This window comes from Nocardiopsis sp. SBT366 (assembly GCF_001083815.1).
Classification (GTDB): Bacteria; Actinomycetota; Actinomycetes; order Streptosporangiales; family Streptosporangiaceae; genus Nocardiopsis; species Nocardiopsis prasina.
In genome coordinates this window covers 17,886-38,062 of record NZ_LAVM01000056.1, presented here as the reverse complement: position 1 = coordinate 38,062, position 20,177 = coordinate 17,886, and the positions used below count along the sequence as shown (strand labels likewise).

At 70.1% G+C, this 20,177-nt stretch carries 16 protein-coding genes and 1 tRNA gene; 5 read left to right on the top strand and 12 right to left on the bottom strand.

Annotation, left to right across the window (positions count from 1 at the left end; translation table 11 throughout):
* Window positions 1-643, bottom strand: a 643-nt coding sequence (locus ADX84_RS17430) for an acyltransferase (protein WP_049575749.1), incomplete at its 3' end; no start/stop codon positions are given.
* A gap of 127 nt (window positions 644-770) precedes the next feature.
* Window positions 771-2,138: a cystathionine beta-synthase gene (locus ADX84_RS17425; protein ID WP_049575746.1), complete on the bottom strand. Its 1,368-nt coding sequence runs from the start codon at window positions 2,136-2,138 to the stop codon at window positions 771-773.
* A gap of 323 nt (window positions 2,139-2,461) precedes the next feature.
* On the opposite strand from ADX84_RS17425, the gene ADX84_RS17420 reads away from it, so the two are divergent.
* The 3 genes from ADX84_RS17420 (at window position 2,462) to ADX84_RS17410 (ending at window position 5,245) form a co-directional block, all read left to right on the top strand.
* Window positions 2,462-3,520 (top strand): SGNH/GDSL hydrolase family protein, encoded by a 1,059-nt coding sequence (locus ADX84_RS17420; RefSeq protein ID WP_049575741.1) that lies wholly within the window; start codon window positions 2,462-2,464, stop codon window positions 3,518-3,520.
* A 45-nt stretch (window positions 3,521-3,565) separates the two neighbouring features.
* Window positions 3,566-4,786, top strand: a complete 1,221-nt coding sequence (locus ADX84_RS17415) for an acetyl-CoA C-acetyltransferase (protein WP_049575738.1) — start codon at window positions 3,566-3,568, stop codon at window positions 4,784-4,786.
* A gap of 207 nt (window positions 4,787-4,993) precedes the next feature.
* Entirely contained in the window at window positions 4,994-5,245 is a 252-nt protein-coding gene (locus ADX84_RS17410) for a DUF4287 domain-containing protein (protein WP_049575733.1), read from the top strand.
* Between the two features lie 64 nt (window positions 5,246-5,309).
* Here ADX84_RS17410 and ADX84_RS17405 read toward each other — a convergent pair whose 3' ends face one another.
* From ADX84_RS17405 to pruA, 3 genes are all read right to left on the bottom strand, one after another.
* Window positions 5,310-6,227 carry a Bax inhibitor-1/YccA family protein gene (locus ADX84_RS17405; RefSeq protein ID WP_049575730.1) on the bottom strand — a complete coding sequence of 306 codons (918 nt, stop codon included), beginning with the start codon at window positions 6,225-6,227 and terminating at the stop codon, window positions 5,310-5,312.
* 156 nt (window positions 6,228-6,383) lie between these two features.
* Window positions 6,384-7,310, bottom strand: a complete 927-nt coding sequence (locus ADX84_RS17400; protein ID WP_017545875.1) for a proline dehydrogenase family protein — start codon at window positions 7,308-7,310, stop codon at window positions 6,384-6,386.
* Window positions 7,311-7,484: 174 nt separating this feature from the next.
* Complete coding sequence (gene pruA / locus ADX84_RS17395; RefSeq protein ID WP_049575727.1) at window positions 7,485-9,110, bottom strand: L-glutamate gamma-semialdehyde dehydrogenase; 1,626 nt, start codon at window positions 9,108-9,110, stop codon at window positions 7,485-7,487.
* Window positions 9,111-9,330: 220 nt separating this feature from the next.
* Here pruA and ADX84_RS17390 point away from each other — a divergent pair, with 220 nt between their 5' ends.
* Window positions 9,331-11,094, top strand: a complete 1,764-nt coding sequence (locus tag ADX84_RS17390; RefSeq protein ID WP_049575725.1) for a helix-turn-helix domain-containing protein — start codon at window positions 9,331-9,333, stop codon at window positions 11,092-11,094.
* 466 nt (window positions 11,095-11,560) lie between these two features.
* On the opposite strand, the gene ADX84_RS17385 is transcribed toward ADX84_RS17390, so the two are convergent.
* The 6 genes from ADX84_RS17385 to eno all read right to left on the bottom strand — a co-directional run bounded on the left by ADX84_RS17385 (window position 11,561) and on the right by eno (window position 16,967).
* Window positions 11,561-11,634, bottom strand: a tRNA-Leu gene (locus ADX84_RS17385).
* A 130-nt stretch (window positions 11,635-11,764) separates the two neighbouring features.
* A complete protein-coding gene (locus ADX84_RS17380) occupies window positions 11,765-13,141 on the bottom strand; it encodes an NAD(P)/FAD-dependent oxidoreductase (protein ID WP_049575722.1) in 1,377 nt (458 codons plus the stop codon).
* A 379-nt stretch (window positions 13,142-13,520) separates the two neighbouring features.
* Window positions 13,521-14,513 carry a Ppx/GppA phosphatase family protein gene (locus ADX84_RS17375; protein ID WP_049575719.1) on the bottom strand — a complete coding sequence of 331 codons (993 nt, stop codon included), beginning with the start codon at window positions 14,511-14,513 and terminating at the stop codon, window positions 13,521-13,523.
* Window positions 14,510-15,094 carry a DUF501 domain-containing protein gene (locus ADX84_RS17370; RefSeq protein ID WP_049575716.1) on the bottom strand — a complete coding sequence of 195 codons (585 nt, stop codon included), beginning with the start codon at window positions 15,092-15,094 and terminating at the stop codon, window positions 14,510-14,512. Before ADX84_RS17370 ends, ADX84_RS17375 begins: the two co-directional genes overlap by 4 nt.
* Before the next feature lie 52 nt (window positions 15,095-15,146).
* Window positions 15,147-15,521: a septum formation initiator family protein gene (locus tag ADX84_RS17365; protein ID WP_049575713.1), complete on the bottom strand. Its 375-nt coding sequence runs from the start codon at window positions 15,519-15,521 to the stop codon at window positions 15,147-15,149.
* Between the two features lie 162 nt (window positions 15,522-15,683).
* The gene (gene eno, locus ADX84_RS17360) at window positions 15,684-16,967 is read right to left on the bottom strand and encodes a phosphopyruvate hydratase (RefSeq protein ID WP_049575710.1); all 1,284 of its coding nucleotides are present in this window, start codon (window positions 16,965-16,967) and stop codon (window positions 15,684-15,686) included.
* Between the two features lie 303 nt (window positions 16,968-17,270).
* Here eno and ADX84_RS17355 point away from each other — a divergent pair, with 303 nt between their 5' ends.
* Window positions 17,271-18,722 carry an FtsW/RodA/SpoVE family cell cycle protein gene (locus ADX84_RS17355; RefSeq protein ID WP_049575707.1) on the top strand — a complete coding sequence of 484 codons (1,452 nt, stop codon included), beginning with the start codon at window positions 17,271-17,273 and terminating at the stop codon, window positions 18,720-18,722.
* A gap of 6 nt (window positions 18,723-18,728) precedes the next feature.
* Here the strand turns inward: ADX84_RS17355 and ADX84_RS17350 are convergent, their stop codons facing one another.
* Window positions 18,729-20,075 (bottom strand): short-chain fatty acid transporter, encoded by a 1,347-nt coding sequence (locus ADX84_RS17350; protein ID WP_049575705.1) that lies wholly within the window; start codon window positions 20,073-20,075, stop codon window positions 18,729-18,731.
* Window positions 20,076-20,177 lie beyond the last annotated feature (102 nt).

Sequence of the window (20,177 nt, the reverse complement as noted above, 5' to 3'; positions counted from 1 at the left end):
TCCGGGTGAGGGTCCCGGTCTCGCGCAGGGGCGGGTCCCAGCCGAGCTGCTCGTCGTAGGAGCGCACGACCTTGCCGGGGACGCCCGCGATCACCGCGTGGTCCGGGTATCTGCCCGGCCGCACGACGGTCCCCGCGGCCACCACGGAGTTCCTCCCCAGGTGCACCCCGGGCAGGATCACGCTGTTGGCGCCCAGCCAGCTCCCGTCCCCGATGCTCACCGGGTCGTCCACGGGCCACTGGAGGCCCACCGGGATGTCGGTGTTGGCGTAGGCGTGGTTCTGGTCCGTGATGTAGACGTAGGGACCGGTGTACACGTGGTCGCCGATGTCCACCGAGCGGTGCGCGACGATGTGCGACCCCCGCCCGATGGCACAGCCGGAACCGATGCGCACGACGGAGCCCTCACCGAGGTCGTAGTCGGGGCCCATCCCGGCCGCGAGGGTCATGTCCCCGCCCAGGACGGTGTGCACGCCGATCTCGATCCACGGCTCTCCGTAGAGCGTGGCCGTGGGGAAGGCGATCGCCGAACCGACGCCGAAGCGCGCGAACCTGCGGGCCGCCCTGGAGTCGGCTCGGATCTCTCCGTGGCTCCGCGCGTACGACCAGGCGGAGCGGATGATCCAGTTGAGGAGCCGCGACACGGGTGCACCTACTTATTACCGGCCAGTACGTACTGACGCGAACATTAGCAGTGTCCGAGTATGCGGCACCGTGCCCGGAAGGTGAACCCCGGGGCCCGAATGTCGTTCGGTCCCCGGGGAGCGGGGATCAGCCGGACAGGTGGGCCAGCAGGTCCTGTCGGGTGAGGATGCCCACCGGCTTGCCGTCACGGAGCACCACCAGCGCGCCGGAGGTGCGCAGCAGGCGGACGCAGTCGCTGACCGGCGTCCCCGTGCCCACCGTGGACAGCGGCTTGCCCATGTGCGTCTCGACCAGGTCGTCCAGCTCGGCGCGGCCGTCGAACAGGGCGTCCAGGAGGTCGCGCTCGGCGATGGAGCCGACCACCTCGGCCGCCATGACCGGGGGCTCCTCCTTCATCACCGGCACCTGGGAGACGCCGTACTCGCGCATGATCGCCACGGCGGTGCCGACCGTCTCGTCGGGGTGGCTGTGCACGAAGTCGGGCATCTCCCCCTCCTTGTCCGCGAGCACCTGGCCGGCGGTGGCCTCCTCGGTCTCGGCGGACAGGAAGCCGTAGTCGGACATCCACTCGTCGTTGAAGATCTTGCCGAGGTAGCCGCGACCGCCGTCGGGCAGCAGGACCACGATGACGTCGTCCGGCCCGGCGTCCTTGGCCACGCGCAGGGCCGCCTCGACCGCGAGACCGCAGGAGCCGCCCACCAGCAGGCCCTCCTCCTTGGCCAGGCGGCGGGTCATGAGGAAGGAGTCCTTGTCGCTGATCGGTACGATCTCGTCGCAGATCGCCGTGTCATAGGTGCCCGGCCAGATGTCCTCGCCCACGCCCTCGACCAGGTACGGACGGCCGCTGCCGCCGGAGTACACGGAACCCTCGGGGTCGGCGCCGACGACCTGGACGGCGCCCTTGGAGGCCTCCTTGAGGTACCGCCCGGTGCCGCTGATGGTGCCGCCGGTGCCGATACCCGCCACGAAGTGCGTGATCCGGCCCTCGGTCTGGTCCCAGATCTCCGGACCCGTGGAGTGGTAGTGGGACTCCGGGTTGTTCTCGTTCTCGTACTGGTTGGGCTTCCAGGCACCGGGGATCTCGGCGGCGAGGCGGTCGGAGACCGAGTAGTAGGACTCGGGGTGCTCGGGCGCGACCGTGGTCGGGCACACCACGACCTCGGCCCCGTAGGCGCGCAGCACCGACAGCTTGTCCGGGCCGACCTTGTCGGGGCAGACGAAGACGCAGCGGTAGCCCTTCTCCTGCGCCACGAGGGCCAGGCCGATTCCGGTGTTACCGGAGGTGGGCTCGACGATCGTGCCGCCCGGTTTGAGCTCTCCGCTCTTCTCCGCGGCCTCGACCATGCGCAGCGCGATGCGGTCCTTGACCGACCCGCCCGGGTTGAAGTACTCGACCTTGGCCAGGATCGTCGGGGCCAACCCCTCGGTGACCTTCCGAAGACGGACCAGGGGGGTGTCTCCGACCAGGTCGATCAGTGAGTCGTGTACCCGCAACTTCGCTCCTTCGCATCGTGGCGACCGGGTCTTCGGCCCGCCCGTGTGTTTCCCCGGTGACGCCCGGGGCAGATGGGACCGGTCCGGCTCCCACATCCAGACTCTAAGCCGATTTCACCGGTCTCGCGCCGCTCACCTGGATCAAGGCCCCCGGGAGCGGTGTGGACCGGTTCGGACCAGTGGGGCGGTACCCCGTACCGGAGCGACCGACTTCGCTGACCGCCGGGCACCGATTGTGTGCCCTCGGGGTACGTGACCCCGAGGGGGCCCGCCGGTAACGTCGGACTGGATAACCTGCTGGTCGGACGCTTCGGGGGGTACCGATGCTGCGAGCCGCGCGAGCCCGACGCATCGCCGCCGCCACCGCGTTCGGCGGGGGCGGTCTCACGCTGGTGGGCGGCGGCACCGTCGCCCTGCTCTACCTCCAGGCCCGGCTCGCCAAGAACGCGATCGGCCACACCCACTGGGACCGGCCCAGGGCCAACGGCACCTACGGCGAGGGCGAGGGCCCGGCACTGCGCCTGTTGATGCTCGGCGACTCCACGGCGGCCGGGTTCGCGGTGACCGAGTCCCGGCAGACACCGGGCGCCCACCTCGCGGCGGGCATCTCCGCCGCCGTCGACCGCCCGGTGTGGCTGCGCTGCACCGCCAGCCCCGGCGCCACCTCGGCCGACCTCGTCTCCCAGGTGGAGCGCGCCGAGGCGGGACTCCCCGGGAAGCACTACGACATCGCGGTGGTCTTCGTGGGCGCCAACGACGTCATCCGCCGGGTCCGCCCCAACGACGCCGTGGCCGCGCTGCGCGAGGTCACCGCCGAACTGGTCGGGCTGGGCACCCCCGTGGTGGTGGCCACCTGCCCCGACCTCGGCACCGTCCGCCCCATCGGCTGGCCGCTCCGCTCGGTGGCCCGCCGCGCCTCACGGCAGCTGGCGGCCGCCCAGACCATCGCGGTGACGCAGGCGGGCGGACGCACGGTCTCGTTGAGCGACGTCCTCGCGGACGACTTCCGCTCGGATCCCCTGTCCATGTTCGGACCGGACCGGTTCCATCCGTCGGCGCGCGGGTACGCCGAGGCGGCGTTCGTCGTCCTGCCCTCCGCCTGCGCGGCCCTGGGGCTGCTCCCCGAGCTCGACGAGGCGGGGCGCACCGAGGGCGTACTGCCCCTGGACCGCGCCGCCGTGGTGGCCGCGCAGACCCCCGGCACGGAGGTGTCCCGCGCCGCCGACCAGGAGCCGAGCGGCGCCCAGGGCCGTTGGAGCGCCCTCGTGCGGGGCCCCTTCAGACTCCGGGGAGGGGCCCGCCCGACACCGCCCGAACCGCCCGCCGAGGCGGACGCGCCAAGGCCGACCCCGGGTGGCGCGGCGGAGCGCCGGACGGGTTAACTGGTGAGTAACAAGACCCGCCGTGCACCGAACAAGGACGAGAACATGCCCGAAGCAGTCATCGTCGCCACCGCGCGCTCCCCGATCGGCCGAGCCTTCAAGGGGTCCCTCAAGGACCTGCGGCCGGACGACCTGACCACCCAGATCATCGGCGCCGCCCTGGCCAAGGTCCCCGAGCTCGACCCGAAGAGCATCGACGACCTCATGCTCGGCTGCGGCCTCCCCGGCGGTGACCAGGGCTTCAACCTGGCCCGTATCGTCGCCGTGCAGCTGGGCCTGGACACCGTCCCGGGCACCACCGTCACCCGCTACTGCTCCTCCTCCCTCCAGACCACCCGGATGGCCTACCACGCCATCAGGGCGGGCGAGGGCGACGTGTTCGTCTCGGCGGGCGTGGAGACCGTGAGCCGCTTCGTCAACGGCAGCAGCGACAACCCGCAGAACGAGAACCCGGTCTTCGCCGACGCCAAGGCGCGCACCGAGAGGCGCAAGGAGGGCGGCCAGGGCACCTGGACCGACCCGCGCGAGGACGGCGTCCTGCCCGACGCCTACATCGAGATGGGCCAGACCGCGGAGAACGTCGCCGAGATCACCGGCGTCTCCCGCCAGCGCCAGGACGAGTTCGCCGTCCGGTCGCAGAACCTCGCCGAGAAGTCGCTCGACAACGGCTTCTGGGAGCGGGAGATCACCCCGGTGACGCTGCCGGACGGCACCGTGGTGAGCACCGACGACGGCATCCGCCGCGGCACCACCTACGAGAAGGTCTCGCAGCTCAAGCCGGTCTTCCGCCCCGACGGCACCGTCACCGCGGGCAACGCCTGCCCGCTCAACGACGGCGCCTCCGCGCTGGTCATCATGAGCGACACCAAGGCCAAGCAGCTGGGCATCACCCCGCTGGCCCGCATCGTCTCCACCGGCGTGACCGGCCTCAGCCCCGAGATCATGGGCCTGGGCCCGGTCGAGGCCTCCAGGCAGGCCCTGGCCCGCGCCAACATGGCCATCGGCGACATCGACCTCGCCGAGATCAACGAGGCCTTCGCCGCCCAGGTGCTGCCCTCCGCCGACCAGCTGGGCATCGACATCGACTCCCAGCTGAACGTCAACGGCGGCGGCATCGCCGTGGGCCACCCGTTCGGCAGCACCGGCGCCCGCATCACCGGCACACTGATCAACGGCCTCCAGTTCCACGACAGGACCTTCGGCCTGGAGACCATGTGCGTGGGTGGCGGCCAGGGCATGGCCGCCGTCTTCGAGCGTCTCAGCTAGCACTCGGAAGGGGCCCCGGACAGCGGTTCGGGGCCCCTTTCTGTGTCTCCGGAGCCCTTGGCGCCCCGGGTTCGGCTACGGGCGTCCCGCAGGCAAACGTTCCCACTTCGCCAAGGTAAAAGCTGGTGCCCGGGTCTTGTCCCCGCCGCGATCCTGATGCAGGGTCGCAGGTAAGTGCCACACGTTCAACGCACTGCGGAGGTGCCTATGACGGTGACCCACTCGCCGGAGATCCACGCCAAGCTCATCGAACGCATCCCGGTCGTCACCGGCCGAGGACTCCACGAGTGGTTCGACTCGCTCGACCAGGGACCGGGCCTCCTGCGCCCCGCCGACCGGTCACGCTGGCTCGCGGACGAGTACGACCTCACCCATGGTTACGCGCACGCGATCGTCACCGAGTACGACCGTCGCCGCCGGAACCGCTCCATCCCGTCGCCCCGCCCGAATTCCGCCTGACCGAAACGGCGGAGGGGCCGCCCCCGGGAAGAACCCGGGCGACGGCCCCTCGTCACGCGGGACGCTAGTCCGCGAACATCGTCTTGATCAGCCAGAGCAGACGCAGGATCTCGATGTACAGCCAGACCACGGAGACGGTCAGGCCGAAGGCGAACTGCCAGGCGAACTTGTTCGGGATGCCGGCGTTGACGCCCTCCTCGATGCCACGGAACTCGATGGCGAGGGTGAGCGCGGCCAGGACGACGAACACGATGCCGACGCCGAGGCCCAGCCAGGTGGGCTCACGCAGACCCATGCCGCCGGCGATGAAGAAGCTGAGCACGAAGTTGACCAGCATCAGCGCGGCCGCACCGAGCACGGCGTAGGAGACGGCCTTGACGAAGCCGTCGGTCACCTTGATGATGCGGAACTTGTACAGCGCGAGCATCACACCGAAGACCGCGACGGTACCGATCACGGCCTGGGAGACCAGCGAGGTGCCCGCCGAGGGGTCGCCCATCTGCATCGACAGCATGTTGCCGAGCACGGCGGACAGACCACCGACGAGCAGGCCCTCCAGGGCCGCGTACGACAGGATCGCGACCGGGTTGGTGATCTGCTTGAACGCGATCACCAGGCCCAGGATGAGCCCGCCGATCATGCCCAGGAACATCAGGCCCATGGCCAGGCCCGGGTTGCCCGAGAAGAAGAGGAAGTAGTTGATGACGCCGAAGATCGCGACGGCGCCCAGGGTCATGCCGGTGCGCACGACGACGTCGTCGATGGTCATCGGCTGCTCGGCCTGGGCCTGCTGGGGGTAACCCTGCTGCGGGTAGCCCTGCTGGGGGTATCCCTGCTGGCCGTAGGGCTGCGGGTACGCCTGTCCGTAACCCTGCTGCCCGTAGCCCTGCTGACCGTAGCCGGGCTGCCCGTACCCCTGCTGGGGTCCGGACTGCTGCTGAAGCGCCCGCTTGAGGACGGGGTTGGAACTCCGCATCCGCATGTCTAGTAATGGCCTTTCACGCGTGGATTGCTGCCCACAAAGTAACGTACGGCCCGGCCCGGGGGTTCCGGCGCCAAGGTCACCGTTGCGAAACGGGCCCGCGCCGGATCGCACCGGCACGGGCCCGTTCGACGTCGCCGTGGCGACGCCGCTCTCCTAGTTGCGGGTCACCAGGGACCGCGCCAGGAAGAGCATGTTGGCCGGACGCTCGGCCAGGCGGCGCATGTAGTAGCCGTACCACTCGTCGCCGTAGGGGACGTAGACGCGCATGCGCTTGCCCTCGGCGGCCAGGCGGACCTGCTCGCCGTCCCGGATGCCGTAGAGCATCTGGTACTCGTAGTCGTCCGCGCCGCGGCCGTTGGCGGCGGCCAGCTCACCGGCGATGGCGACCATGCGCGGGTCGTGCGAGGCGACCATCGGGTAGCCGTCGCCCTCCATGAGGACCTTCAGCGCCCGCACGTAGGCCCTGTCGACCTCGTGCTTGTCGCGGAAGGCCACCGACTCGGGCTCGTCGTAGGCGCCCTTGCACAGGCGCACGCGGGAACCGGCGCCGCTGAGGTCGCGGCAGTCGGCCTCGGTGCGGTGCAGGTAGGCCTGGAGCACCGCGCCCACGAACGGGAAGTCCTCGCGCAGCTCGCGCAGGATGCCCAGCGTCGAGTCGGTGGTGGTGTGGTCCTCCATGTCGAGGGTCACCGTGGTGCCGATCGCCTGGGCGGCCTCGGCGATCAGGCGCGCGTTCTCCAGCGCGATCTTCTCGCCGTCCTGGTTCAGGAACTGGCCGACGGCCGACAGCTTGACCGAGACCTCGGCGCGGTCGCCAAGACCGGCCTCGCCGAGGGCCCCGAGCAGGTCCTGGTAGGCGGTCACGGTGGCGGTGGCCTGGGACAGGTCCGTGGTGTCCTCACCGAGGAAGTCCAGGGTGATGTAGCGGTCCTTGGCCAGCTCGCGAACGGCCGGAAGGGCCTCCTCCTGGGTGGAGCCCGCGACGAAGCGCGTGACCATGGCCCGGGTCATGGGAGTGCGCTCGACGATCTTGCGGCAGGTGGCGGACCTGGCGGCGAGCAGCAGGGGCTTACGAAGCATGGTGACCTCGAAGAGACGTGCGCGAGCCGATGGGGCTGGCGCGGGCGTTGCGCGCGGGCGGTGTGCCGTCCGCGCGATGGGTTCCTCGGGGGGCCGGGGCCCGCTCGGAAACGAGCGGGCCCCGTGGGTGGCGGCGGCCGCGACTCGGACGGGAGTGGGCGCGCCGCCGGGTGACTACCCCTGGTGGGGGTAGGAGGAGACCGTCGGCGCGACGAACGTCTCCTTGATGGCGCGCGGGCTGGCCCAGCGGGACAGGTTCTGGGCGGAACCGGCCTTGTCGTTGGTGCCGGAGGCGCGACCGCCGCCGAAGGGCTGCTGACCGACGATGGAGCCGGTCGGGCGGTCGTTGATGTAGAAGTTGCCCGCCGCGAAGCGCAGGGCCTCGGTCGCCTTGGCCACCGCGCTGCGGTCGTTGGCCAGGATGGCGCCGGTCAGCGCGTAGGCGGAGCCCTCGTCCACGATCTTGAGGACGTCCTCGAACCTGTCGTCCTCGTAGACGTGGACGGCGATCACCGGGCCGAAGTACTCCGTGCGGAACACGTCGTTGGTGGGGTCGGTGCCCTCGATGATCGTGGGGCGCACGAAGTAGCCCACCGAGTCGTCGGCGGTGCCGCCCGCGATGATCTCCAGGGTCGGGTCGGACTTGGCGTCCTCCAGGACCTTGGCCAGCTTGTCGAAGGAGCGACGGTCGATGACGGCGCCGACGAAGTTCGACAGGTCGGTGACGTCGCCCATGGTGAGGGCCTCGGTCTCGGCGACCAGGTCGTCGCGCATCCTCTCCCACACGGAGCGGGCGACGAAGGCGCGGGAAGCGGCGGAGCACTTCTGGCCCTGGTACTCGAAGGCGCCGCGCATGATGGCGGTGCGCAGGATCTCCGGGTCGGCGGAGGGGTGGGCGACGATGAAGTCCTTGCCACCGGTCTCGCCCACGATGCGCGGGTAGGAGCGGTAGTTGGAGATGTTCTCGCCGACGCTCTTCCACAGGTGCTGGAAGGTCTTGGTGGAACCGGTGAAGTGCACACCGGCCAGCTCGGGGTCGTTGAGCGCGATGTCCGAGACGGCCAGGCCGTCACCGGTGACCATGTTGATGACGCCGGGGGGCATGCCGGCCTCCTCCAGGAGGCGCATGGTGAGCTCGGCGGCGAACTGCTGGGTCGGGGACGGCTTCCACACGACCACGTTGCCCATGAGGGCGGGGGCGGTGGGCAGGTTGCCCGCGATGGCGGTGAAGTTGAAGGGGGTGATCGCGTAGACGAACCCCTCCAGCGGACGCTGCTCCATGCGGTTCCACACGCCGCGCACGCTCAGGGGCTGCTGCTCCATGAGCTGGCGGGCGTAGGAGACGTTGAAGCGCCAGAAGTCGATGAGCTCACAGGCCGCGTCGATCTCCGCCTGCTGGACGGTCTTCGACTGGCCGAGCATGGTGGCGGCGTTGATCGTGGCGCGCCAGGGGCCGGCGAGCAGCTCGGCGGCGCGGAGGATGATCGCGGCGCGGTCGTCGAAGGACATGGCGCGCCAGGCGGGAGCGGCGGCCTTCGCGGCGGCGATGGCGTCGCGGGCGTCCTGGTGGGTGGCGTTGCGCATGGTGCCCAGGACGGACGCGTGGTTGTGCGGCTGGACGGCGTCGATCGGGTCGCCGCCACCCATGCGGCTCTCGCCGTTGATGCGCATCGGCAGGTCGATGCTCTCGCGACCGAGCTCCTCGAGCTTGGCAACGAGCTCGGCACGCTCGGCGCTCCCGGGCGCGTAGGTGAGAACGGGCTCGTTCACCGGCTGCGGGACGTTGGTCACTGCGTCCATGGGCACCTCCCTGGAAAGAATGTCCCTGTATGAGCAGGGTTGACTGATTCAACAGTCCCAGAACCACCCCGCGCGGACCTTGTGGGACGGGCCACTCTTTGCCAGCCTTATTTGTTCACCAGGACAAACCCAGGCACTTGTGACCTCACAGGAGCCGACGCCACTCCCCCGCCCCTCCAGTAGTGTCGGTCACCGGACCCGACCGGTGAGGAACCACGTCATGCCTGGTCATTCAGTACCACAGAGTGAAGAGGGGTCGGGCCTGCCCCTGCGCAGGCTTCTCCTGGCCCTCGGCGACCCGATCCTGGACGTCGCCGCCGCACCGGACGGGCTGGATGTCCAGGTGGACAACGTCGTGATCATCGACCCCGAGGACCGCGTGGAGGCCCGCGAAGGGGACCTGGTCCTACTGATCGGCGTGCGCGGCGGGGCCGCCCGCCGTCTGGTCCGGGCCCTGGCGGCGCAGGGCGCCACGGCGGTCGCGGTCAAGGCCGGAGGGTACGCCCCCGCCGAGGAGACCATCCCGCCCTCCGGCGACCCCCGGGGCCGTTCCCGCTCCGGCGCCGACGAGCTGAGGACGCTGCGCGCCGAGGCGCAGGAGAGCGGCGTGGCGCTCCTCGCGGTCCGGCCCGAGGTGCGCTGGGACCAGCTCCAGTCGGTTTGCCAGAGCATCGTGGACGACGCCCGGCTGAACACCTCGGAGGACCTGGGTGAGGCCACCGGGGACCTGTTCTCCATGGCGCAGACCATCGCCCAGCTCACCGGCGGGCTGGTGAGCATCGAGGACTCCGCCAGCCGTGTGCTGGCCTACTCCAGCGGAGCGGAGGTGGACGAGCTGCGCCGCCTGTCCGTGCTCGGCCGCCAGGGGCCGGAGTCCTACCTGGCGCTGCTGCGGGAGTGGGGCGTGTTCACGAAGCTGCGCGCGGGTGAGGAGGTGGTCCGGGTCGAGGAGCACCCCGAGCTCGGCATCCGCCGCCGCCTTGCGGTGGGCATCCACGCCGGGCGCCAGCCCCTGGGCGCCATCTGGGTGCAGGAGGGTTCCCAGCCGCTGTCCCAGCACGCCGAGGAGGCGCTGCTCGGGGCCGCCCGCACGACCGCGCTCCAGATGATCCGGCAGCGCACCCAGACCAGCGCCGGTCTGCGGCTGCGCGAGGACCTGCTGTCCAGCCTGTTGGAGGGGCGGATCGACGCCAGCGCCCTCGCGGACACCGTCGAGGTGCACACCGAGAGGGCAGCTCTGGTGGCGGCCTTCTCGCTCAGTCATCCCGCCTCGGGAGAGGCCGAACCCGAGGGGGCGGACGGTGAGCGCCCGGACCGGCCCGTGCGGGAGCTGCGGCGCCGCCAGCTCATCGATCTGGTGTCCGTGCACACGGCCGCCTACCGCCGCAGTTCCCTGGTGACCGAGCTCGACGGCCGCGTGTACGTGCTGTTGCCGGACCTGGCCCGTGCCCCGGGCGGCGACGGCTGGCGCGGGGTGGAGCAGTCGGTGCTGGCCCTGACCCGAAAGACCGTGGCGGCCGCGCGGGCGGCGCTGGGTCTGCGCGTGCAGGCGGCCGTGGGTTCACTGGTGGAGCGGCTGCGCGACGTCCCCGAGTCCCGCGCCGAGGCCGACCGGGTGCTGGACGCGATGGGCCGCGACCTGGACGGCGGCACCGACTGGGAGGTGGCCACCATCTCCGACGTGCGCTCCCGGGTACTGATCAGCGAGACCCTGGCGCACCTGCGCGCCGACCCGTCGCTGCGCGACCCCCGGGTGAGCCGACTGATCGAGTACGACAAGGCGGGCGGCGCCGACCTCGTGCACTCCCTGCTGGCCTACCTGGAGGCCTTCGGTGATGCGCGGGCGGCCGCCGAGCGGCTGCACATCCACCCCAACACGCTCCGCTACCGCGTGCGCCGTGCGGCCTCGGTGAGCGGAATCGACCTCTCCGACCCGGGAGAGCGCCTGTTCGCCCAGCTCCAACTGCTCATGGAACAGGGCTGATACTCACACGAGCGCCCAAGCCCACCCCCTCAACCAATGGCGGAGTCCCGACCGCTCACCTCAACCATGGGGGAATGCGGACCAGGCACCTGAGCCGCGGGTGGAGCGAATCGGGACCTCAGCCACCGGACCGGACACCTCAGCCACAGGCGTGAGTCCAGCCTGTACGCCCCAGCCGCAAGGGGGGTGCTTGGTTCGGCGCCGGAGAGGGTTCTGGAGGTGGTGGAGGTGGGATTGCGAGGAACGAGCCATCACACCGCAGACACCGAAGGTTCCTCTGCAAAGGCGCCGAACACGGGCCGAAGCGAAGCGGAGGCCCAAAGAAGGTGAGGCCGCCGGAGAGGGTTCTGGAGGTGGTGGAGGTGGGATCGCGAGGAACGAGCCATCACACCGCAGACACCGAAGGTTCCTCTGCAAAGGCGCCGAACCCGGGCCAAAGCGAAGCGGAGGCCCAAAGCAAACAAAGTACCCCCGGTCGGACTCGAACCGACACTTGTGACCCTTTTAGGGGGCCTGCCTCTTCCATTGGGCTACGAGGGCGTGGCCCATCATACCGGCCGGGCCGATTGCCCACTTTGGTTCAGCTTGGCCGGATGGGGACACGAAACGACCGGCTTCGCGAGAAGGCCGGTCGTTTCGTTCGTGTTCGCGCCGAAGGCGTCGCGCGGGATCAGCTCACGCGGCGCAGGCGGCCGTCCTCGACCTGCGGCTGGCTGGCCTCCTCGAAGGCCTGGCGCGGCTCGGACATCTCCGGAAGCGCGGCGAAGTCGCGGCGCAGGAAGAAGGCGAGCGTCCAGTCCGAGAGGACCCGCAGCTTGCGGTTGAAGGTCGGCACGGCGAGCAGGTGGTACGAGCGGTGCGCGTACCAGGCCAGGCGGCCGTTGAGCTTGATCTTGCCGAACAGCTGGGCCGCGCCCTTGTGCAGGCCGAGCCCGGCGACCGCACCGAGGTTCTTGTGCTGGTAGGCCTTGAGCTTGCCGTTGCGCAGGGTCGCGATGACGTTGTCGGCGAGCACCGGCGCCTGGCGGACCGCGTTCTGGGCGTTGGGCGGGTAGTAGCCGCCGTTGCCGTCGGGGACCTGGGCGTTGTCGCCACCGGCGAAGACGTTGTCCGTGCCGTTGACGGTGAGGTACTCGCTGGTGTCGACGTGACCCTTGGGGCCCAGCGGCAGGTCACTGGCGGAGACGACCGGGCTGGGCTTGACGCCCGCGGTCCACACCAGGGTGCCCGCGTCGAACTCGGCACCGTCGCTGAGCTTGATGCGCTGGTCCACGGCGGACTCGAGGAAGGTCTTGAGGCGGACGTCGATGCCACGGCGGCGGAGCTGGTTGAGCGCCTTGCCGCCGACCTCCGGGCCGACCTCGGGCAGGATCTTGTCCGCGGCCTCGATGAGGTAGAAGTTCACCTCGGAATGGTCGATCGACGGGTGGATGCGGATCGCGTCGCGGACCATGTCCTCCAGCTCGGCGATGGCCTCGGCCCCGGCGAACCCGCCGCCGACGAACACGAAGTTGAGCGCCTTGGCGCGCACGGCCTCGTCATCGGTGGAGTCGGCGATGGTGAGCTGGTTGAGCACGTGGTTGCGCAGGTAGGCCGCCTCTTCGACGGTCTTGATCCCGATGCCCCACTCGGCCAGGCCGGGGATGGGCAGGGTGCGCGAGACCGCTCCGGCCGCCATCACGAGGTAGTCGTAGTGGAGCGTCTCGGGCTGACCGACGTTGGGCTCGTAGCGGACCGTGTTGTCGGCGTGGTCGATGCGCACGACGCGGCCGCCCAGCACGCGGACCCGGTCGAAGACCTTCCGCAGCGGGACCACGACGTTGCGCGGCGAGATGTTGCCCGCGGCCGTCTCGGGCAGGAAGGGCTGGTAGGTCATGTAGGAGTTCGGGTCGATGACGGTGATGCGGGCCTCACCGGATCCGAGCTTCTTCTCCAGTCGCCTCGCGGTGTACATCCCGAGGTAACCGCCGCCGACGATGAGGATGTGCGGGATCTCCGCCTCGTCCCCGCCACCGTGCACCAGCCGGTAGTTCCTGCTCTCGGTCATCGCATTTCCGCCCTAACGGTTAATCTTTGGCGCCCTTGCCTCAAGGGCCGCGAAGGCTGTCACGTTCCCGGTTCCCCGCACCGGGTTCCGTGGAGCCGTGGTTCTTGCTCCCGACTCTCTGGAAGGTTGCTTGTGCATTCTTTCACAAGCCCCTCCCCGCAGAGAAGGTTCACATCCACCCACCTTCCCACCATCCCCACGTGCGAGGCGAGGACGTTTGTGCAGGTCAGATGGGTTGTGAATGCATTCACAAGGGTCTTCCGGGTGACGCGTCTCACCCGAGGGCCCTGCTGGACCCCCCTCGAAAGGCCCCTCCGGATCACCCGAAGGTCCCTTTCGAGGAGGTTATGTCCTATTCAGTACTAGTTTGCCCTGGTTCTTACTCAGGGACGATGAGACTCCACGCGACACCGTCGAGGATGTCGTGCTCACTCGTGGTGAAGTGGTCCGCTCCGGTCCGCGCCAGCACACGGGACAGCACCAGCGCGCCCGCCGCGATCACGTCCACGCGGCCCGGGTGCATCACGCCGATCTCCGCACGCTCCGCGTGCCGCGAGACCAACAGCTCACCCGTGATCCGCTCCAGGTCCTCGGCCGAGACCCGCGAGTGGTGGATCAGCTCCGAGTCGTACTCGGGCAGGTCCATCGCGATCCCGGCGACCGTGGTCGCGGTCCCGGCCACACACACCACCGAACCGGCCTCCCGCAGCGGGACGACCTTCTCCACCTCATCCAGGGCGGCGTCGATGTCGGCCGTGGCCGCCTCGATCTGCTCCCTGGTGGGCGGGTCGTCGCGCAGGTGGCGCTCGGTCATGCGCACGCAGCCGACGTCCACCGACAGGGCCGCGCGTACGAGGTCCTCGTCGTCGTCCAGACCGCCCAGCACGAACTCCGTGGAGCCCCCGCCGATGTCGACCACCAGGAACGGCGGCGTGAAGTCCGCGTCGGCCTCGCCCTCGGCGGCCTGCGCCTCCAGCTCGGCCGTGGCGCCCACGAAGGACAGCTCGGCCTCGTCCAGACCGGTCACCACCTCGGGCTCCACGCCCAGGATCTCGCGGACACCGTCCACGAACTCCTGGCGGTTGCTGGCGTCCCTGGTCGCGCTGGTGGCGACCATGCGCACCGCGTCCGGGCCCAGCTCGATCCCGTGCGCCTCGATGGTCTCCGCGTAGCCGCGCAGCGCCTCGAAGGTCCGCTCCAGGGCCTCGGGCGCGAACGCCCCGGTCTCGTCGACCCCCTGGCCCAGGCGCACGATCTCCATCCGACGGTCGACGTCGACCACCTGGACCTCGTCGTCGCCCAGGAAGACCACGTCGGCGATCAGCAGCCTGATCGAGTTGGTTCCGCAGTCGATCGCCGCGACACCGCTCATGAAGCGTCCGTCCCTTCAGCGCCCTCAGGGGCGTTCTCGTCCACGCACACGCACGGGCCCTTGGCCCACCAGTCCGGAAGTTCGGCCAGGGCCTCCGCCCCGAACGGGTTGGTGCCCGGCGCCGCCAGCTCGTGGCCGACCAGCGCGTGCAGGCACTTGACCCTGCTCGGCATGCCCCCGGTGCTCTGCATCCCCTCGGGCAACGGCTCCATCCCGTCGGCGCGCGCCTGCTCGGCGCGCTCCTCCAGGTAGGACTCGTGGGCCCGGGTGTAGGCCTCCTGGAGCTCGGGCTCCTCGCCCAGGCGCTCCTGCATCCGACGCATACGGCCCTCGTTCTCGAGGCGGCCGATCGCCGAGGCGGCACGTGGGCATGTCAGGTAGTACAACGTCGGGAAGGGGGTGCCGTCTTCCAGGCGGGGAGCGGTCTTCACCACGTCGGGGAGGCCGCACGGGCACCGGTGCGCTACGGCACGGACCCCGCGCGGCTGGCGGCCCAACTGGAGTTCGATGGCGGCGAGGTCCCGTTCGGACGCGGGACCGCCGTCGGTGTGCCCCGGAACGGGCTGATCTGCGGAAGTCATGACCAGCCCAGCATAGTTGCCGCCGTACCCGCCCGGGCCGGGTCCGTCGGACCTAGAGACCGGCGTCCGGGTCCGGGCTGTCGGCCTCCTCCACCGAGCGCCACAGCTCGGTGAACCACGGTTCGGTGGGCTCGGCCGGGCCCGCCTCGGCCTCGGCCTCGGAACCGGGCCTGATGACGATGTAGGCGGTCTCTTCGGGGTACTGGTAGTGGAGCCGGGCGCGGGCCTCGCGCTCCACGTAGCCCTCGTCGCCCAGGGCCTCCTCGCGCTCCTGGAGGTGGGCGACGTTCTCCTCCATGCGGGCGCGCTCCTCCTTGAGCTGCGCGATCTCCGACTGCTGCATGACGTACTCGCGCAGCGGATAGGCCAGGCTCAGGGCGATCACGCACACGACCAGCGCGAGGATGGCCGCGCGGCTGGTGAGCATGGGCCGCACCCTGGGGGTGCGGCCCACGCCCGCGTCCTTCGTGCCCGCGTCACCCGCGCGCTTGGCGCCCTTGCGGGCAGCGGCCTTCGCAGGCCTGTCGGCTTTGGTCGCCTTCTTGGCCTTTGTGGGCTGCTGCTTGGTTTCGCGGGACACTGGGGCAGACTAGCCGCGCTTGGCGAACCTCGGGAAGGCCGACACGCCCGCGTAGACGGCGGCGTCGTCCAGTTCCTCCTCGATACGCAGCAACTGGTTGTACTTGGCGACCCGCTCGCTGCGCGCCGGGGCACCGGTCTTGATCTGCCCGGCGTTGGTGGCCACCGCGATGTCGGCGATGGTGGTGTCCTCGGTCTCGCCGGACCGGTGGCTGATCATCGCCGTGTAACCGCTGCGCTGGGCGAGGGAGACCGCGTCCAGCGTCTCGGTGAGGGTACCGATCTGGTTGACCTTCACCAGGAGCGAGTTGGCGGTGTCGGCGAGGATGCCGCGCTGGAGCCGCTCCGGGTTGGTGACGAACAGGTCGTCGCCGACCAGCTGGACCTTGGCGCCGAGCTGCTCGGTGAGCTTCTTCCAGCCGTCCCAGTCCTCCTCGTCGAGGGGGTCCTCGATGGAGACCAGCGGGTAGGCGTCGACGAGCTCCCCGTAGTAGGTGGCCATCTCCTCGGCGGTGCGGGACTTGCCCTCGAAGGTGTACACGCCGTCGGAGAACAGCTCGCTGGCAGCCACGTCCAGGGCCAGCGCGATGTCGGTGCCGACCTTGTACCCGGCCTTCTCGATCGCCTCGACGATCAGGTCCAGCGCGGCACGGTTGCTCTCCAGGTTCGGGGCGAAGCCGCCCTCGTCGCCGACGCCGGTGCCCAGGCCGTGCGACTTCAGGACCGACTTCAGGGAGTGGTAGACCTCGGTGCCCCAGCGCACGGCCTCGGAGAAGGTCGGGGCGCCGATGGGCGCGACCATGAACTCCTGGATGTCGACGTTGCTGTCGGCGTGCGCGCCACCGTTGAGGATGTTCATCATCGGGACGGGCAGGACGTGCGCGTTGGGACCGCCGATGTAGCGGAACAGCGGCAGACCCGCCTCCTCGGCGGCGGCCTTGGCCACGGCCAGGGAGGTGCCCAGGATGGCGTTGGCGCCGATCCGGGACTTGTCCGGGGTGCCGTCCAGGTCGATGAGCGCGCGGTCGATGATGCGCTGCTCGTCGGGGGTGTGGCCGAGCAGCTCGTCGGCGATCTCGTCGTTGACGGCGGTGACGGCCTTGGTCACGCCCTTGCCGCCGTACCGGTCGCCGCCGTCACGCAGCTCGACCGCCTCGAACCTGCCGGTGGAGGCACCGCTGGGGACACCAGCGCGAGTGAGGGTCCCGTCGTCGAGCAGGACCTCGACCTCGACTGTCGGGTTGCCCCGGGAGTCAAGGATCTCCCGCGCCGTTACTGCCTCGATGGACGCCACGATCTCTCCGTCTCTTCGATGTCTGGGCCCACAGTTTCCGGACCCGGACACGAGACTAGCGACCCCCGGACCGGTGGGTGGTGCCCGCCCTGCCAGATTGGTCTAGTCCATAGCGGATGATTCGCCCACCGGCGCGGCCCGGGTGACCTCCACATCGGTACGTACCGGTTAAACCGAACCGCCCGGAAGTGGCCGTTCCGCTTGCCCGGCCCTCACCCGTGTCTATAGTTCCAACTGAGGGCCGCCCGTCCCCCCATCCACACCGGAACAGCCACGGCCCCGCGTGAACGGTAGAGGACGAGCATGGCCAACCCGCGGACCGAACCACTGGACGGGGCTCTGCGCCCCGCACGACAAAGACGCGCCGAACTGGCGCTGCTGCTCGCGTCGATCGGGGTGACCTTCGCCGCCCTCGTGTACGCGTCGCTGTCGGTTACCGGCGGCGTCGACGACCGGGTGCTGCTGTACGGCGTGGTGCTCGGCGCGGGCGCGATCGCCCTGCACGTGCTGCTGCGGTTCGTGGCCCCCTACGCCGACCCCGTGCTGCTCCCGGTCGCCACGGCGCTCAGCGGGCTCGGCATCACCATGATCTGGGCGCTCCAGATGACCCGGGACCTCGCCCCCGGCAGCAGTGAGGCCGACAGGCAGCTGATGTGGACGCTGGTCGGCATGGTGCTCTGCGCCGCCGCCATCGTGTTCGTGAGACAGCCGCGCCGCCTGACCATGTACACCTACCTCATCGCCCTGGCCGCGCTGGTCCTGCTGCTGCTCCCGCTGTCGCCCCTGGGCCACGAGGTGCTGGGCGCCCGGCGGTGGATCATGATCGGGCCCTTCACCATGCAGCCCTCGGAGTTCGCGAAGGTGCTGCTGGTGATCTTCCTGGCCTCGTACCTGGGCCGCCAGCGCGACGTGATGGCGCTGGTCACCCGCACCTTCAGGGTGGGCGGGGTGAAGGTGTTCAGCGCGCCGCGCGCCCGGGACCTGGCCCCGATGGCCGTGGGCTGGGGAGTGGCGATCCTCCTCCTGGTGGGCACCAAGGACCTCGGCACCTCGCTGCTGCTGTTCGGCACGTTCCTGGCGGTGCTGTACGCGGCCACCGCGCGCAAGTCCTGGGTGCTGATCGGGCTGGTGGCCTTCTCCGCCGGCGCCTACGTGGCTTACCTGATCTTCGGGCACGTGCAGAACCGGGTGCGGATCTGGCTGAACGCGTTCGACCCGGACGTCTACCACAGCGAGGGCGGCAGCTTCCAGGTGGTGGAGGGCATGATCGCCCTGGCCTACGGCGGGCTGCTGGGGACCGGTTTCCACAGTGGCAACGCGGAGAACCTGTTCGCCGCCGACAGCGACCTCATCCTGGTGTCGATGGGCGAGAAGCTGGGCCTGACCGGGCTCATGGCGGTGCTCACCCTGCTGTTGCTCTTCGCCCAGCGGGCGCTGCGCATCTCCCTTGGCTGCCGGGACGTGTTCCTCAAGCTCACCGCGCTCGGCTACGGCTTCATCACCGCGTTCGACGTGTTCATCGTGCTGGGCGGGGCGACGCTGATCATCCCGCTCACCGGTATGACCACGCCGTTCCTGTCCGCGGGCGGGTCCGCGCTGATGGCCAACTGGCTGATCGTGGGCCTGTTGCTGACCATCAGCGAGACCGCCCGCCGTCCTCAGGAGTCGTTCAGCTCGGGGCTGGCGCCGGGCGACCCCGAGACCGAGGTGATCAACGTGCGCGACCTGCCCGAGGGCATCCGGGACCGCCGCTGACGGGGCTCAGGTCAGGAACGTGATGCACAGGGAGGCGACGAGGATGCCGAAGAGCATCACGACCGCCGAGTAGCCCAGGATTCGACCCGCCCGCAGCTTGGTGAGAGCGAGCAGCGGCAGCGCCCAGAACGGCTGGATGCCGTTGGTGAGCTGGTCGCCCATGGCCACCGCCATGACGCCCACCCCGGGGCGGATGCCCAGGGACTCGGTGGCGCCGATGACCACCGGTCCCTGCACGGCCCACTGGCCGCCGCCCGAGGGCACGGCCAGGTTGACCAGGCACGCGCTGATCAGGGCCCAGAACGGATACGTGAACGGGGTGGAGAACGAGATGAACCACTGGGTGATGACCTCCAGCAGCCCCGAGGTGTCCATGATCCCCATGATCCCGGCGTAGAAGGGGAACTGGATGATCACGGCGGAGGCGTTCCTCGCCCCCTCGGCGGCCGCCGCCGAGTAGCTGGCGAGCGTTCCGTGCAGGCCGAGCCCGGCCATGAGGAACGCGAAGTTGAGCATGTTGATGTCCATGCCCACCACACCGTTGGTCACGATGGCGGGCACGAGGTACACCAGCCCCACGGCGACCACCGCGTACACCAGGACACGGCTGTGCATGAGGCGCTGGGCCGGTGACAGGGCGCGCAGTTCCTCCTTGGCGGGCCGCCCGATCCCGCCGGGGCCGCTCTCGGCGGTGTCGCCGATCTCCTCGCTCTCCTCCGGCTTGGGGGTCATGCTCATCAGCAGCAGCGGGGCGCCGATCAGCATGGCCGCGAGGAAGACCAGGTTGAAGGGTTGGAAGATGGTCTCGCTGAGCGGCACGAGGCCGATCTGGTCCTCCAGGAAGTGCCCCGGGGTGTTGACGAGCAGCGGCGCCGATCCGGACAGCCCGCTGTGCCAGACCATCAGCCCCGTGTAGCCGCCCGCGACGACGAGCGGGAAGTGCACCCTGATCCCGCGCTCCTTGCAGGAGCGGGCCACCTCCACAGCCAGGAGCGCACCTGCGATCAGACCGAGCCCCCAGTGCAGCATGCCCAGCAGCGCCGAGCCCACTGCCGTGACCAGCACCGCCGTCAGCGGACCCCGGGCCAGCCCCGCCACTCTGTGGATCGCCCGTCGCGCCGGAGGCGACGAGGCCAGGGCGTACCCGGTGACCAGGACCAGGGTCATCTGCATGCCGAACTCCAGCAGGCCCCAGAACCCGCCGTACCAGTCCCCGACCAGCTGGATCGGGGTGCGGTCGGTCAGGAACAGGGCCATTCCGAAGACGAGCGCGGACAGGATGACCGCGAAGACGAAGGCGTCCGGCACCCACCTGGTGCTGAACGCCGCGAGCGCGTTTCCGAAGCGGCGCATGAGGAGGCTCCCACGGGTTCGGGGGCCCGGCTCCGGCGGAGGGTGCCGGAGCCCCTGGCCCCGAGGTGAGAGCACTGTGTTGCATGGGTCACATGGGAGTCA